This window comes from Bradyrhizobium sp. USDA 4449 (assembly GCF_054056275.1).
The window spans coordinates 3,725,445-3,741,059 of sequence record NZ_JBSRYD010000001.1; the positions used below are offsets into that span (position 1 = coordinate 3,725,445).

Here is a 15,615-nt window from a genome sequence, read left to right on the forward strand (position 1 = left end):
GCGGCATGCGGTGATGGACGTAGGAGTTCAATCGGCGCCAGTATCGCGCCTGGTCATGCCATTAGTAACCGTCACCGAATTTCTCGCCGGCCTCGTTGTGGCCGTCGAAGTCGGCATACTTTCGGTAGGTGTCGTGGCGCGGTATGTCTTTCACAATCCGATCGTTTGGACGGACGAGCTGGCCCAGATCCTGTTTGTCTGGCTTTCTATGTTGGGTACGGCGATCGCCCTGCACCGAGGCCAGCACATGCGGATGACTGCGCTGGTCGATCGCTTTCCAAGAGCGGCTCGCGCGAATTGCGAACTACTGGCATTGCTTGTCTGCGTAGCGATGATGCTGCTCGTTTTCATTCCATCGTTCGACTACGCACACGAAGAATCGTTTGTCATCACTCCCGCGCTAGAAATCTCGGGCTCGGCTAGGGCCGCTGCGCTGCCCGTCGGCTTTGCCTTGATGATCATCTTCGCTCTGGCTCGGCTCAGTTCGATCTCCGGCTTCCGACGCGTGGCGACGACGGCCTGTCTGCTTGCCTTCGTGGTGGCCAGCGCTTGGTATCTACGCGGCGTTTTCCACACATTAGGAAATCTCAACCTCGTCATATTCTTCGTCGGACTTGTCGGCGTGGCGGTCTTCCTTGGTGTGCCGATTGCATTCGCCTTCGCGATCGCCGCGCTCGGCTATATAGGTCTATCGACCAATGCACCATTGCTCACCGTTGCTGGTCGGCTCGACGAAGGCATGTCGCATCTGATCCTCCTTGCCGTGCCCTTGTTCGTGTTCCTTGGAATGCTCATGGAACTGACCGGTATGGCGAAGGCCATGGTCGACTTCCTCGCTGCGCTGCTGGGGCACGTCAAGGGCGGATTGAGCTACGTCCTGATCGGCGCGATGTATCTGGTGTCCGGCATCTCCGGATCCAAGACCGCCGACATGGCAGCGGTGGCGCCGTCGCTGTTTCCAGAAATGAGGAAACGCGGGCAACGCGGCGGCGAACTCGTGGCCCTATTGGCTGCGACGGGAGCCCAGACCGAAACGATTCCTCCCAGCCTCGTATTGATCACGATCGGATCGGTGACGACCGTGTCGATCGCAGCACTCTTCACAGGCGGTCTGGTTCCGGCCGTCGCTGTGGGGGCATGCCTTGCGGCCTTAGTCTGGTGGCGCAACCGCAAGGCGGACCTTTCCGACGTGACGAGACCGAGCCGCAAGGAGGTTCTCAAGTCCTTCGTCTTCGCGATGCCGGCCCTGGCCCTACCCTTCATAATAAGGCTGGCGGTCGTCGAAGGTGTTGCCACTGCCACGGAAGTCTCCACCATCGGTATCGCCTATTCGATTCTCGCCGGCCTTCTGATCTACCGGCGTTGCGATTGGTCCAAATTCCCGAAGATGCTCGTCGACACGGCCGCCTTGTCGGGTGCGATCCTTTTCATCATAGGAGCGGCGACCACCGTCGCCTGGTGCCTCACCCAGTCCGGCTTCTCGCGTGATCTTGCCAAGATGATGTCGTCGCTTCCAGGGGGCGCGCCGACCTTCATGGCAGTATCCATTGCCATGTTTGTGATCCTCGGAAGCGTGCTTGAAGGCATTCCCGCGCTCGTGCTGTTCGCGCCTCTGATGTTTCCGATCGCGAAGAGCGTCGGCCTTCACGAGGTGCACTATGCCATCGTGGTCATTCTCGCGATGGGAATCGGGCTGTTCTTGCCGCCATTCGGCGTCGGCTATTACGCCGCGTGCGCGATAGGCCGCGTGGATCCAGCGGAAGGCATCCGGCCCCTCTTGGGCTACGTGGCCGCCCTTCTGATCGGCCTCGTGATCGTGGCTTGCATCCCCTGGCTTTCCACCGGTTTCCTCTAAGCCGCGCGGTCCCCGCAATTGCAGACGAGCGACCACACCAGATGAAGCGAGAGTAGACCTATGAACGTCGTTGTTCAAACACAAGTGCCTTCCGACGCAACTCTCAACAAGAAGATGGCGGACGCCATCAGGATACTGTCGCTGGACGCGATCGAACGCGCCGGCGACGGCCATCCGGGGGCTCCGCTCGGCTGCGCGGAAATCGCTACGGTTCTGTTCACCCGGCACCTGAAGCTAAATCCGGCCGATCCAAACTGGTTCGATCGCGACAGGTTCGTCCTCTCGAACGGTCACGGTTCGATGTTGCTCTATTCGCTGCTTCACCTCAGTGGCTACGAGGCGGTCACGATGGAACAGATCAAGTCGTTCCGAAAATTAGGCTCGATCTGCCACGGCCATCCGGAATACGCGACGGAGCACGGCATCGAGGTGACAACCGGGCCACTCGGCCAGGGGTTCGCGAACGGCGTGGGAATGGCCGTCGCGGAAGAACATTTGCGTAGCGTGATCGGACCAGGCGTTGTCGACCATTTCACGTATGTTCTCGCCGGCGACGGTTGTCTAATGGAAGGGGTCGCTCAGGAGGCCCTTTCGCTCGCTGGGCATCTGAGATTGGGAAAGCTGATCGTGCTGTGGGACGACAACTCGATCACGGACGACGGTAGCACTTCGATCTCGATCAGCGAGGATATCCGGACCCGCTTCAGGGCTGCGGGTTGGCAGGTTCTCGATGCGGACGGACACGATATGGAGGCGATCGACAGTGCGATCGCCCACGCCAAATCCGATTCCAGGCCCAGTCTGATCGCGTGCGCCACGATCATCGGCCGCGGGTTCGTTCGGCTGGAAGGGCAGAGGGGCGCCCACGGCAGCCGCGTCTTCAAGGAGGATACCGAGGCTGCGCGCGAGCGCTTGGGCTGGACGTCCCCACCGTTTGTCGTTCCGGAAAGCGTTTTGGCGGGTTGGCGGAGCATGATCGAGGCGCGCAACGGCGGAGAGTATCGCGCCTGGCAGGGGCGGCTCGCCGAGCTGCCAGAGGGCCAACGCGCCCTTGCGGAACGCCTGGCCCGGCGGGAGCTGCCGACGGGCTGGGAGGAATCCCTGCGGCGTTACAAGCGATCGGCGATCGATCTGCCCGCCCAACCGTCTATTCAATCCTCCGGAGAGGCGGTCGCGAGCGTATTTGCCGCGATCCCCGAGTTGGTGAGCGGCGCTCCGGATCTGGAAGGACCGACGGGGCACAAGCGCGAACTGCGCGCCTTCACCGCCAGCGACAGAGGAGGGCGCTTCGTCCACTACGGAATACGCGAGCACGCAATGGGATCGATGATGAACGGCATGGCCGCTCACGGCGGTATCGTCCCGATCGGGGCGACCTATCTGGCCTTCTCCGATTACTTGCGTCCCGCGATCAGAATGGCCGCGCTCATGGGGGTGCCCAGCGTATTCGTCTACAGCCACGATTCGATCGGAATTGGGCAGAATGGACCTACCCATCAGCCCGTCGAAATATTGGCCTCACTCAGGGCGATCCCGAACATGCTGGTCATGAGACCGGCCGATGCGGTCGAGGTCGCCGAATGCTGGGAGATGGCGCTGGCGAGGCGCGATGGTCCCTCGTCCTTGATCCTCTCTCGCCAGGCTTTGCCGCCAGTTCGCCGGGGCCATACAGACGAGAATCTCTGCGCGCGGGGAGCGTACGTGCTCGCGGAGGCGGTCGGCGGTCCCAGACAGGTCAGCCTGATCGCTACCGGTTCCGAGGTCTCGATCGCGCTTGAAGCCAGGGAGCTATTGGAAAAAGAAGGGATATCGACGGCGGTGATCTCGATGCCGAGCTGGGAGGCATTCGAGCGGCAAGACGAAAGCTATCGGCGCAGCACTCTTGGAGGCGGGGACATACTCAAGGTGGGAATCGAGGCCGCCGTGCGTCAGGGCTGGGAGCGTTATCTCGGAGAGACCGGTATATTCATCGGGATGACAGGCTTCGGAGCGTCGGGGCCCGGAGAGGAACTCTTCCGCCGCTTCGGCATAACGGCCGAAAATGTCGTCGGCGCAGTGACGCGTCGCTTCTAGATCCGCCTTGACGGATGAAGTGCCCCACGCGCATAATGTATGCATTAACGAATTCGTCGGCTGCCGCAAGGCGGGAATTCACCCGCTCTCGCCTTCGCCGCCGCCAAGGTCGCAAGCAAGATGAAAAATTCGATCAAGGACGTCAAAGCCATCGTGTTCGACACCTTCGGAACGGTGGTCGACTGGCGGGGCAGCATCATCCGCGATCTAACCGCCTGGGGAAACAACCAGGGCATCCAGGCCGACTGGACGGCGCTGGCGGATCGCTGGCGGGACGAGTACGAGCCGGAGAAGAACCGGGTGCGAAACGGAGAGATCGGCTGGACCAATCTCGACGAACTTCACGCGCATGCGCTCGAAAAAGTGGCAGCGCAACTCGGCATCAAGGACCTATCTCCGTCTCAGATGCAGCACGTTAACTGCGTCTGGCACAGGCTGGACGCATGGCCCGATGCGGTCGAGGGCCTCACGCGCCTGAAGCGGAAGTTCGTGATTGGCCCGCTCTCGAACGGAAACGTCGCGCTGCTCGTCAACATGGCGAAGCACGCGGGGCTCCCCTGGGACAACGTTTTTTCATGCGAGCTTTTCCGTCACTTCAAGCCGCATCCGGAGACCTATCTTGGAGTTTGCCGGCTGATGTACCTCGAGCCTGGCGAGGTGATGATGTGCGCCGCCCACAACTACGATCTCGCGGCGGCTCGCAGCGTCGGGCTGAAGACCGCATTCATCCCGCGTCCGACCGAGTATGGACCCGGGCAAAAGACGGACTTGGCCCCAGCGGGAGACTGGGACGTCGTCGCAACTGACATCATCGATTTCGCGCGGCAGTTGGGGACCTGAGCCACCGGGGAACGCAGTCGCGGAAATCGTAAAAACCAAACGGTGAGAGCATGCAATCCTACAAGATGTTTATCGGCGGCCGGTGGGTCGATGCAGCCGGTGGCGAGCGGTTCGAAAGTCAGAACCCCTTCACCGGTAAGTCCTGGGCGACGATCCCGCGGGGAAGCCAAGTGGACGTCGATCAAGCCGTCGCAGCCGCCAAATCGGCGTTCGCGGCCGGGCCTTGGCCGAAGCTGACACCAAGCGAAAGGGGCCATCTGTTACGTGGTCTGGGCGATCTCATTGCCGAGAACGCCGAAATGCTCGCGCGTGTCGAGGTGACGGACAACGGAAAGCTCATCAACGAGATGGCGTTCCAACTGCGCTATATTCCACAGTGGTACTACTATTTCGGCGGGCTCGCCGACAAAGTCCAAGGCGCCGTCATTCCTATCGACAAGCCCCAGACGTTCAATTTCACGCGACAGGAGCCCCTGGGCGTGTGCGTGGGCATCACCGCGTGGAATTCGCCTCTGCTTCTTTTGGCATATAAGCTCGCACCAGCACTCGCCGCAGGCAATACCTTCGTCGCCAAGCCGTCCGAGTTCACATCAGCCTCGACGCTCGAATTCGCCAAGCTGGTCGAGAAAGCGGGATTTCCGGCGGGAGTCTTCAACGTCATCACCGGCTTCGGAAGCGAAATCGGAGATGCTCTGACGTCCCATCCGGATGTGGCCAAGATCGCGTTCACAGGCAGCGAAAACACCGGTCGGCATATCGGTCAGGTTGCGGCCCGCACGTTCAAGAAGGTCACGCTCGAGCTCGGTGGAAAGTCTCCTCACATCGTCTTCGACGACGCGGAGATCGACAATGCGGTCAAGGGCGTGATCTCCGGAATCTTTGCTGCGACTGGTCAGACGTGCATCGCGGGTTCGCGCCTGCTGGTCCAGCGAAGCATTCACGATCGTTTTGTCGAGCGGATTGTCGAGTTCGCCAAGCGTGCCAAGAAAGGTGATCCGCTGCTGACGAGCACACAGGTCGGCCCGGTCACCACGCCTCCGCAATACCGCAAGATCCTCGAATACATCGGAGTCGCCAAGGACGAGGGCGCGACGTGCGTGCTCGGAGGCGGTCCGGCAACTGGTCCGGACGTCGGAAACGGGGGCTATTTTGTCGAGCCAACCATCTTCACTGGCGTCCGTAACCAGATGCGGATCGCGCAAGAGGAGGTCTTCGGACCTGTACTGGCTTGCATCCCGTTCGACGACGAGGAAGAGGCGCTCGCGCTCGCGAACGACACGACGTACGGCTTGGCCGCCGGCTTCTGGACCCGCGATATTCGCCGGATCCTGAGGATGTCTGAACGACTGCAGGCGGGAACGGTTTGGGTGAACACCTATCGAGTGATCAGCTATTTGTCGCCACTCGGAGGCTACAAGCACTCGGGCATCGGCCGAGAAAACGGACTCGACGCGATCCAAAACTATCTTCAGACCAAGAGCGTCATGATCAGCACGGCTGAAGACGTAGCAGATCCGTTCGTAATGCGTTGACGGTTTCTGCCAGCTAGAGCTGGCCCGAAGCGCTTCTTCAACTGCAAACGGCCGCGCGAAGGTCCGCGGGATCAACGTGTCCTTTCCGCTGGCAGGCCGGTCGTCTGCTTTCCTCCCCTGGAGAACTTGGCCGCTGCCCTCGGCAGCGGCCATTTTTCTCGAAAGGAGGCCGTCATGCCGCCAAATCCGAGCCGGCGGCGCTTTTGCCGCGGATCAAGTCCGAGGCCTTTTCGGCGATCATTAGCGTCGCAGCGTAAGTGTTGGCCGATGGCATCATCGGCATGACCGATGCGTCGACGATCCGCAGACCCGACAGGCCGTGCACGCGAAGTTCGTTGTCGACTACAGCGCCCGGATCGCTTGCCGGGCCCATGCGGGCGGTGCCCACGAGATGGTAGCACGTGCTCCCGTTCCGGTAGGCGAAGTCCAGCAATTCGTCGTCCGATCGCACGTCAGGCCCCGGAAGCGTCTCGTGGGAAACGAAGTTCGTCATCTCGGGCGTCGACAGCAGTCGTCGGATCAGCCGTAGGCCACCGAGCGTGGCGTGCCGGTCGGCCGGCTCGGCGAGGTAGTTGGGCTGAAGAATGGGATCGTCGAAAACGTCGACCGATCGCGCGCGTACATAGCCAGAACTCTGCGGCCGGTGGGGCCAGGCGCCTGCCGTGAATCCCGGGTAGTCGTCCAAAACGTAGACCTCCCCCTGCTTGTAGGAGCCGGGCGTAAAGACACATTGTAAATCTGGCGTATCTAGACCGTCGAAGGACTTCCAGAATACATGGACCTGCGAAGGTGTGGTCGCAAGGATGGTCGGCCGTCCCATTGCCCATCGGGCGATCTGGCCCCCCAATAGGTAGCCGCGCGACAACTCGTTGAGGGTGATCGTACCCTTCCTGGCTCGTACCACGACCCGCACGGCGTAATGATCGCGAAAGTTCTCGCCGACCCCCTTGAGCTCGTGCCGAACTTCCACACCGATGCTGCGAAGCAGATCCGAAGGGCCGATGCCCGAAATCTGCAATAGGCGCGCGGTGTTCGCAGTACCGCTGGATACAATGACTTCGCGGCGCGCCCGCACCTCAAGGGGCGCATCGCCACGTCCCCTCAAGTAGCGGACCGCTACAGCCCGTCCCGATTCGATGACCACTTCACATGCGCGCGCCCCCGTCCTCAAATCGAGATTTGTTCGACCAAGTGCCGGTTTTAGGAACGCTTTCGCGCTGCTGATACGCAGCCCTCTGTTTATCGTGCGCTGGAAATATCCTACGCCCTCTTGCCGTCCCCCATTGTAGTCAGCGTTGAGCGGAATTCCCAAGCCAGCGCAGCCCCGGATGAACGCCTCGGAAGCCGGGTGAATCCAATCCATGCGGCTTACGGGAATGCCGTCGTCGATCGGTGGATCACCCTCAATTCCGATCCTGCGAACCGAACGGCGGAAGTAAGGCAGAACATCGTTCCATCCCCAGCCCCGGTTGCCGCGTTGGGCCCATCCGTCGAAGTCCGCCGGTTGCCCACGGTTGTAAACCATGCCGTTGATGGACGAGCCGCCTCCGAGCGTACGGCCTTGCGTCGTCGAGATAGCCCTACCGCCAGTTAGCGCCGTTGGCTCGGTCTTGAACTGCCAGGTGCAGGAAGGGTCAAAGAGCGTCTTGATGAAGCCTGCTGGTATGTGGATGAACGGATTGCGATCCGCGGGGCCGGCCTCGAGAACGCAGATGCTCGAACTGCCGTCGGCCGAGAGGCGATTTGCCAGGACACAACCGGCGGCTCCAGCCCCGACGATAATATAGTCGAATTCCTCGGGCATCGTATCCCTTTCTCACATCGTTCTTTACTCGCCAAGGTGCCGCGTAACCTGGCTCGGGAAAACCCTTGCAGCAGCGGCTCGTTTCTGCAATTGTGACAATAATGCATACATTAAAGAATGCTGTAAAGATTGCGAAGGAGGATAGCAGATGAGCTTGGAAATGCCCGCTCAAGATCCCAAGGACGATCCGCTCTACAAGAAGGTGACGCGCCATGTAATGCCGTTGCTGATCACCTGCTACACAGTCTCCTATCTGGACCGGATCAACATCGCGTTCGCCAAGCCGCAAATGATGGGGCAACTCGGTCTCAACGAAGCCATCTACGGGCTTGGTGCCGGCCTTTTCTTCCTTGGTTATGCGGCATCGGAAGTTCCCAGCAATCTACTGCTCCACTACTTCGGTCCGCGACGTTGGCTGGCTCGAATTCTCCTGACCTGGGGTCTGATCTCGATGGGAATGGCCCTCGTCTGGTCGGAATACTCGTTCTACATCCTGCGCATCGCACTCGGAATCGGCGAGGCGGGTCTGTTTCCCGGCGTCATCTTCTACATGATGCGCTGGTACCCCACGGAACGTCGCGCGACCGTCACTTCGCTGTTCTATCTGGCCGCGCCGCTCGCGGGTATCTTCGGTGCACCGCTCTCTGGGTTAATCATCGCGAACATGCACGGCGCAGGTTCACTCGCCGGTTGGCAATGGATGTTCATTCTGGAAGGCCTTCCTGCCGTCGTTTTGGCGTTCGTCGTCTGGTACAAGCTCAGGGACAACATTGAGGATGCGCCTTGGTTGACGCGGGACGAGAAGGTTCGCCTGCGCGCAAACATCGAATCGGAGAACACCAGGAAGCCGGCGCTCGGAATTGCCGGGGTCTTCAAGAACATCGACGTGCTCATGCTGGCCGTCATTCTCTTCGGCATCGTGCTCGCACAGTCGGGGGTGTTCTTCTATTTGCCCTCCCTCATAAAGGGGGCGGGCGTGACCGACACCGTCCAACTTGGAATCTACTCCGCGATCCCGTACGCCGGAGCGGTCGTCGTGATGCTCCTGGTCGGCCGCAGTTCGGACCGCAAGAGGGAGCGAGGTCTGCACTTTGTCGGAAGCTGTCTGTTCGGCATCCTGGGCTTCCTGATCAGCATCTGGTTCAAGGACAGCCTTGTTATGGTTCTCCTGGGACTGAGCATGGCTCTCGGCGGCGTCATGGCCACGCTGCCCGTGTTCTGGAGCCTCCCGACCGCAGCCCTCAAGGGCATCTCCGCAGCCGCTGGAATAGCCTTCATCAACTCCATTGGCCTGACGGCGGGCTTCTTCTCGCCGTTCATAATCGGATACCTCACCCAGTCCACCAAAACCCTCGACCTGGGGATCTACTGCGTCGCGGCGATCTGGGGCGTTTGCGTGGCCGTGTCTGTCGCATATTTCCTACGGCAACGCTCGCGGTCGATGCCGGGCGACGGCACAGACGAGTCTGGGAACCGCATCTTGAGGCCGATGCGCGCCCGTTTTGCCGGGCGCGCAGCAACTTCCGAGAGCCGCCACGACCTAGCCGATCTTGGCCAAGAGGTCGGTCAGAAGACGCCCCGCCCGCTCGCGGTGTTCCCGATGGATGCGCACCGCGGCTTCCGCATCGCCCTTGGCGATGGCTTTGACGAGGGCGGCATGTTCGCGGTTCGACTGCGTGGGTTTGGGCCGAAGTCGCAAAGTCAGCAGGCGCGCGCGATGTGCTTGCGACCAAAATTGATCGACGGTCTGAATCAGGCGGCCATTACCGCAGCTATTGATCAGTGTCCGATGGAAGTCCTCGTCCGCCTGCGCCCATCGCTCCAGATCGTCCCGCTCCAGCGCGGCGTCCATGGCCTTGACGGCTTTGTTGAGCGAGGACAGTGCGTCTGCATCGATCCCGCGCTTGGCAACGAGCCCGGCCGCCGTGGACTCCAGGCTTGTAATCACCTCGTATATCTCGCGCATGTCGTCGGCAGAGACTGGGAGAACGCGCATTCCGTGTCTGGCGCGTATCTCGACGATACCCTCCGCGCGCAGTCTGACCATTGCCTCTCTCACGGGAGTACGGCTCATACCCAGCCGAGCCGCCGCCTCGAGTTCGAGAACGAAGCTGCCCGGAGCGATCCCGCCACTCAGGATAAGCTCCCGCAGGCGGGAATAGGCGACGTCTGCCTGGTTCGATCGAGTTCCGCGTGAGGGCGTTGCTCCCGAGCGTCCTCGCGGCGGGAGTTTCCGTTCGATTGCCTTGCGATCGGGCGAATTTCTTTGAGGCTTGGTGGTCATTACGGCCCGCTATGTGTCGTTCTTGTGCGTTCTTCCGGTGCGACAAACGAGTTTCGAGGCACCATGTGCTTTGCGGCCCAGACTAGGCACGCTCCGCGGAAAAAGAGAAGCGCGTGTCTGATCTTCCCTCAAAAAATGCGTGGATGATAGGCGCTCCGATTCGACGAATCTGCGTCTTGGGTATCGAGAATCCCACCGTCGGTGCTTGCGACAAGCGCGCGGTCGGGTTACTGTACATTAATGCATGCGTTATCGCATTCGAAAGTGGTATACTCGCCGTCCGGCCAGCATATTGCCTGTCCACGTCGGCGTAACGCTCGCATGCCGGCGCGATCATTCCGACTTGAACGCAGATATGGAGACGCCCTTTGACCACCTCATCGAACTACCTGGATATTGCGGTACTCCCCGGCGACGGCATAGGACGCGAAGTGATGGCGGCCTGTCTGGAATTGCTGGCGGCCGTCGAAACCAAGGCAGCCGGAGGGCCGGCCCTAAAAACCACGATCTGGAACGCGGGCGCCCAATATTACGCGACGAGCGGCGAAGCCTTGCCGGACATGACGCTCGATGCCTGCCGAAAGGCGGACGCCGTCCTGTTCGGGGCAATGGGGTGGCCGGATATCAGGCATGCGGACGGTACTGAGATTATTCCGCAGCTGGATCTGCGTATGGCGCTGGATCTTTACGCCGGCGTCAGACCCATTCGCTGGTTTCCGGGGCTGCCTAACGTTCTGTCGGACCCCCGGGCGCGCGACATCGACTTCGTGCTTATCCGAGAACAGACGGAAGGACTGTTCTATGCCAGGGGTAAGGGAGAGCTGATCGACGATCGCGATGCCTATGATACGATGCACATCAGCCGGACTGGAACGGCGCGAGTCAGCGATTTCGCCTTCCGTGTTGCCGAGCGACGGCGAGCGCGCGGCAAGAGAGCCAGAGTCACCTGCGTCGACAAGGCCAACGTGTTTGCCTCGATGGCCTTCTTTCGAAAAGTTTTCGGCGAAGTGGCGGCTCAGCACAGCGGTATCGAAGCGGATCACGCCTACGTGGACGCCATGGCTCTCACCATGGTGAAGAAGCCGTGGACGCTCGATGTCATGGTGACGGAGAACATGTTCGGCGACATCCTTTCGGATCTCGCCGCGGGTTTGATCGGAGGCATGGGGATGGCTCCTTCCGCCGACGTCGGCGATAAGCATGCCCTGTTCCAGCCGGCTCACGGCACAGCGCCGGACATCGCAGGCCAAGGAAAGGCAAATCCCTGCGCGATGTTCCTATCGGCAGCGATGATGCTCGACTGGCTCGCCGAAAAACACAATGAACCTCGCCTCGAGACACGAGCGCGCTTGATCGAGAGTGCGGTCGAAATCGCGCTGTCTTCCGGCGCCGTTCCGATGGAGCTTGGCGGCACGGCGGGCTGCGCCACGGTTACCCGTGAAACGATCGCGGCACTTTCGAGCGCCATGAAGGAGGTCGCATGACGGGAGGGTTCGTAGTCACCGTTAGCTTCTCGATCAAGGCCGAATACCGGGCGGATTTCCGCAAAGCAATGTCGAAGAACGCTGCCGATTCTCTCAAGCTCGAGCCGCAATGCCGTCTTTTCGAAGTCTGTGAGGCGAAGGAGGGGGCTGAGGTCTTCCTCTACGAACTTTACGACGTCAAAGACGCCTTCGACGCTCATCTCGCCACCGAACATTTCCGGAGCTTCGACCGGTTGGTTTCCCCATGGGTGGTCGACAAGCGCGTAACGACCTACTCGAAGGTCGACCCTGATTAGTAGGAAGGACGAACTGAAGCTGCCGCTAGGCTGCATCGCAGATGATTCCCCCATGGATCTCGCCGGCGGCGCATGAAAGGCTGAGTGCGCTCCTTTCAGTCGAGGTCGAGCCTCAACGCCGCGGCACGAGCACAAAAGAACATCTGCGAGGCATCGAGACTTTCCAGATCAGTTGACCAGAAATCATCTATCCGGAGGTATTTTTCGTTTTATCTCATCGGAAGCATCGTCCCATATAGTGGGAGAACCGCCGCTGACGTTGGTTGATTTCTCGCCGCGCGCTAGATCGCCGCAGTGACGCGCTATCGGATCCGGAAGTTTGTACTGTTCGGCAGAGGGACGAAAGATGATTCATAACCAATTGGCCAAGATCGTGTTTCTCGATCGCGACACCATGCCGTCTCAAGTCAACCTGCGACCATTCGCTTTCCCGCACGACTTGCGCGAGTTTTCTGCCACGAAGCCAGATGAGATCGGCGATAGAGTGGCAGACGCGCATATCATCATCACCAACAAGGTGCCGCTGAGCGCAGCAACGGTCGCTAGGGCGCGCAATCTCAAGCTCGTCGCTGTCGCGGCAACGGGGACCGATATCGTGGATCTTTCGGCCTGCGCTGCGAGAGACATAACCGTATCGAACATCCGGAACTACGCGACAAATACCGTCCCCGAACACACCTTTGCACTGCTGCTGGCATTACGCAGAAGCCTAGTCGCTTACAGGGATTCCGTGCGTTCTGGTCGCTGGTCGGCATCCGGCCAGTTCTGCTACTTCGATCATCCGATCCGCGACCTGGCCGGATCGGTTCTTGGCATCATTGGCGATGGCGCGTTGGGCAGAGCGGTTGCGGACATCGGTCGCGCATTCGGAATGCGAGTCCTCTTCTCGTCCTACAAGGGTATCTCTGGAATGGGACCGCTGTACACGCCATTCGAAGACGTCCTGCGCATGAGCGATGTGATCACCCTCCACGCACCCCTTACGTCCGCCACGCGAAACATGATCGCTGCTCCCGAGTTCGCGCTGATGGACCGCAGACCCTTGCTAATAAATACCGCAAGAGGCGGCCTTGTGGACGAAGCTGCCTTGGCTGAAGCTCTTCGCTGTGGGCACATTGCCGGCGCTGGATTTGATGTTGCTACCGTCGAGCCTCCGCCCGACGATCACCCGCTCGTGCGTTTGACCGATCTGCCGAACTTCATTCTTACCCCGCATGTGGCATGGGCAAGTCGAGAGGCCGTCCAGTCGCTCGCGGATCAGTTGGTAGACAACATTGAAGCATTTTGGAGCGGCCGTTTGAAGAATGTCGTAGGGCCGCCTGCGGCCTAATCATATTCAGAACCTCCAGGACCAATGAACCGAATGTGACAGCGAAGAATTGTTTTCTGGAGGTGTTATGGATTTCGGCCATCTGAATCGATTGTTTCCTACCGCTGATGATCCTGGCTTGCGCGAAGTTGCGATTGCACCCGTCGAGCAGCGCAGAATCCTGGTTGGTGGCGAGCTCCACGATTGGACGGGGCCGACTAAGAACGTCCTCTCGCCTGTACTCGTGCGGGGGAGCGATGGCGAATTGACGCAGATGCGGTTAGGTAGCCATCCGTCAGGGAAAGTCGAATCGGCTCTCGCCGCACTCGACGCAGCGGTAGCCGCCTACGACAACGGTCGTGGCGTCTGGCCGACGATGCGCGTTGCAGATCGTCTCGCCGCGATGCAGAAATTCGTCGCCCGTATGAGCGAATGTCGAACACTCGTCTCGCGTCTTATCATGTGGGAGATAGGAAAGACGCTTGCTGACTCGGAAAAGGAGTTTGATCGAACGATCGAGTACATCAGGCAAACCATCGAAGCTCTACGCAACCTCGATAATGCCAATTCGCAGTTCCAGATCGTCGATGGGGCGGTCGGCCTAGTGCGCAGGACGCCATTGGGCGTTGTTCTGTGCATGGGGCCCTACAACTATCCGCTCAACGAGACGTTTGCGACGCTGGTTCCTGCCCTGATCATGGGCAATACCGTCGTGTTCAAGCCGCCGCGCAACGGCGTTCTATTATTCGAGCCGCTATTGGAAGCGTTTCGTGATGCATTCCCGGCTGGCGCTATCAACTTTGCTTACGGCGAGGGAGCCGAAATCATTCCTGCCCTCCTTGGTACTGGGCAGGTGAATGTGCTGACGCTTATCGGCTCGAGCCGGGTAGCGGATCATCTCAAGAAAGTCCATCCAAAGACGAACCGTCTGCGCGCAGTTCTTGGACTCGATGCCAAGAACGCCGCAATCGTCATGCCTGATGCCGACATAGCACTTGCTGCGCGCGAATGTCTGATGGGAGCACTCACGTTCAATGGTCAGCGCTGTACGGCTCTGAAGATGCTACTCCTTCATCGCGATATTGAACAAGCGTTTATCTCGGAGTTCGTTCAGCGTCTGGACGAACTTAGAGTTGGAATGCCATGGGAATCTGGGGTGACCTTGACGCCGTTACCGACTCTGGAAAAGGCGAGACAGATGACTGCGCTGCTCGATGATGCCGTCAGCCTCGGCGCACGCGTTTGCAATTCGGGGGGAGGCGCGGCAGCCGGCACTCTGTTTTATCCGGCGGTTTTGTATCCGGTCACGCCGGCAATGCGATTGTATCGCGAAGAGCAGTTTGGTCCATTAGTCCCAATAATGCGCTTCGACGATCCTGATATTGCACTTGACTACGTTGCGACCTCGGACCACGGTCAACAGGTCAGCCTGTTTGCGCGAGATCCTAGCCTAATAGGTCGGATGGCGGACTCGCTCGTCAATCAGGTCTGTCGCGTGAACATTAACTGTCAGTGCCAGCGCGGACCCGATGTGTTTCCTTTCACCGGAAGGAAGGACTCCGCCGAAGGTACGCTGTCGGTTACTGATGCGCTGCGCTCGTTTTCTATCCGCTCCATGGTGGCAGCGAAATACACGCCGCCCGCGCGCGATATCCTCAATGCGGTTGTCGAAGGCCACCATTCTAGCTTCATCCATACAGATTTCATCCTCTGACCTGATTCGCGCTTTGCGCAGGACGACGTCCCTCGAAGGGCAGGCCTCCGCCTCTGTTCTCGATTCCGTGCGGCAAATCGCTTGGGCCCGGATCGGCGGTGAGCAATATTCCGTTCGAAACTCCTAGGATTGCGCCTGCTTTGACCTGTGTCCCACGGTCGCACGCTGGTGGATCGGCCCAAGGCAGGCGCAGCGGAAGCGTTTATCAACCCAGCAACGCTACTCGTGGCGGTCATAAATCACCAATGACATTTAAGGGCCCTTCTGTCGAGTTGGCAGATGGGTCGTCATCCTCGGCTTTCACCCAAGCGGATGAAAAGCCTGGCTCCGGTGTGTCAATCACCCAGAGTTGCTCCTTGCCTTGAGCGTACTCGCATGAATGCGGTTCACCTAACTGGGCAAGTAATTCGTTTGATGCGAAATT

General features: G+C 59.9%; 10 protein-coding genes and 1 pseudogene. 9 read left to right on the forward strand and 2 right to left on the reverse strand.

The window, feature by feature from the left end; all coding sequences use genetic code 11:
• Positions 1-13: 13 nt before the first annotated feature.
• The 4 genes from ACVIIW_RS17325 to ACVIIW_RS17340 all read left to right on the forward strand — a co-directional run bounded on the left by ACVIIW_RS17325 (position 14) and on the right by ACVIIW_RS17340 (position 6,300).
• The gene (locus ACVIIW_RS17325) at positions 14-1,855 is read left to right on the forward strand and encodes a TRAP transporter large permease (RefSeq protein WP_456705183.1); all 1,842 of its coding nucleotides are present in this window, start codon (positions 14-16) and stop codon (positions 1,853-1,855) included.
• A 60-nt stretch (positions 1,856-1,915) separates the two neighbouring features.
• Entirely contained in the window at positions 1,916-3,928 is a 2,013-nt protein-coding gene (gene tkt / locus ACVIIW_RS17330) for a transketolase (RefSeq protein WP_456701827.1), read from the forward strand.
• Between the two features lie 120 nt (positions 3,929-4,048).
• On the forward strand, positions 4,049-4,768 hold the full coding sequence (locus ACVIIW_RS17335) for a haloacid dehalogenase type II (protein WP_456701828.1): 720 nt from the start codon (positions 4,049-4,051) through the stop codon (positions 4,766-4,768).
• A gap of 50 nt (positions 4,769-4,818) precedes the next feature.
• On the forward strand, positions 4,819-6,300 hold the full coding sequence (locus ACVIIW_RS17340) for an aldehyde dehydrogenase (protein ID WP_456701829.1): 1,482 nt from the start codon (positions 4,819-4,821) through the stop codon (positions 6,298-6,300).
• 172 nt (positions 6,301-6,472) lie between these two features.
• On the opposite strand, the gene ACVIIW_RS17345 is transcribed toward ACVIIW_RS17340, so the two are convergent.
• Positions 6,473-8,104 (reverse strand): GMC family oxidoreductase, encoded by a 1,632-nt coding sequence (locus ACVIIW_RS17345; protein ID WP_456701830.1) that lies wholly within the window; start codon positions 8,102-8,104, stop codon positions 6,473-6,475.
• Positions 8,105-8,321: 217 nt separating this feature from the next.
• On the opposite strand from ACVIIW_RS17345, the pseudogene ACVIIW_RS17350 reads away from it, so the two are divergent.
• Positions 8,322-9,407: pseudogene (locus ACVIIW_RS17350) on the forward strand (MFS transporter); the annotation flags it as partial.
• A 237-nt stretch (positions 9,408-9,644) separates the two neighbouring features.
• On the opposite strand, the gene ACVIIW_RS17355 reads toward ACVIIW_RS17350, so the two are convergent.
• Positions 9,645-10,388, reverse strand: a complete 744-nt coding sequence (locus ACVIIW_RS17355; RefSeq protein ID WP_456705184.1) for a GntR family transcriptional regulator — start codon at positions 10,386-10,388, stop codon at positions 9,645-9,647.
• A 368-nt stretch (positions 10,389-10,756) separates the two neighbouring features.
• Here ACVIIW_RS17355 and ACVIIW_RS17360 point away from each other — a divergent pair, with 368 nt between their 5' ends.
• The 4 genes from ACVIIW_RS17360 (at position 10,757) to ACVIIW_RS17375 (ending at position 15,191) form a co-directional block, all read left to right on the forward strand.
• On the forward strand, positions 10,757-11,872 hold the full coding sequence (locus ACVIIW_RS17360) for an isocitrate/isopropylmalate dehydrogenase family protein (RefSeq protein ID WP_456701831.1): 1,116 nt from the start codon (positions 10,757-10,759) through the stop codon (positions 11,870-11,872).
• Positions 11,869-12,168 carry a putative quinol monooxygenase gene (locus tag ACVIIW_RS17365; RefSeq protein WP_456701832.1) on the forward strand — a complete coding sequence of 100 codons (300 nt, stop codon included), beginning with the start codon at positions 11,869-11,871 and terminating at the stop codon, positions 12,166-12,168. Before ACVIIW_RS17360 ends, ACVIIW_RS17365 begins: the two co-directional genes overlap by 4 nt.
• A 346-nt stretch (positions 12,169-12,514) precedes the next feature.
• Positions 12,515-13,498, forward strand: coding sequence for a D-2-hydroxyacid dehydrogenase (locus ACVIIW_RS17370; RefSeq protein ID WP_456701833.1), 984 nt, complete (start codon positions 12,515-12,517; stop codon positions 13,496-13,498).
• A gap of 67 nt (positions 13,499-13,565) precedes the next feature.
• Positions 13,566-15,191: an NADP-dependent glyceraldehyde-3-phosphate dehydrogenase gene (locus ACVIIW_RS17375; RefSeq protein ID WP_456701834.1), complete on the forward strand. Its 1,626-nt coding sequence runs from the start codon at positions 13,566-13,568 to the stop codon at positions 15,189-15,191.
• Positions 15,192-15,615 lie beyond the last annotated feature (424 nt).

Coding starts and splice junctions, on each gene's coding strand:
- ACVIIW_RS17325 (WP_456705183.1), top strand. CDS start 14: ATGGACGTAGGAGTTCAATCGGCGCCAGTATCGCGCCTGGTCATGCCA.
- tkt (WP_456701827.1), top strand. CDS start 1,916: ATGAACGTCGTTGTTCAAACACAAGTGCCTTCCGACGCAACTCTCAAC.
- ACVIIW_RS17335 (WP_456701828.1), top strand. CDS start 4,049: ATGAAAAATTCGATCAAGGACGTCAAAGCCATCGTGTTCGACACCTTC.
- ACVIIW_RS17340 (WP_456701829.1), top strand. CDS start 4,819: ATGCAATCCTACAAGATGTTTATCGGCGGCCGGTGGGTCGATGCAGCC.
- ACVIIW_RS17345 (WP_456701830.1), bottom strand. CDS start 8,104: ATGCCCGAGGAATTCGACTATATTATCGTCGGGGCTGGAGCCGCCGGT.
- ACVIIW_RS17355 (WP_456705184.1), bottom strand. CDS start 10,388: ATGACCACCAAGCCTCAAAGAAATTCGCCCGATCGCAAGGCAATCGAA.
- ACVIIW_RS17365 (WP_456701832.1), top strand. CDS start 11,869: ATGACGGGAGGGTTCGTAGTCACCGTTAGCTTCTCGATCAAGGCCGAA.
- ACVIIW_RS17370 (WP_456701833.1), top strand. CDS start 12,515: ATGATTCATAACCAATTGGCCAAGATCGTGTTTCTCGATCGCGACACC.
- ACVIIW_RS17375 (WP_456701834.1), top strand. CDS start 13,566: ATGGATTTCGGCCATCTGAATCGATTGTTTCCTACCGCTGATGATCCT.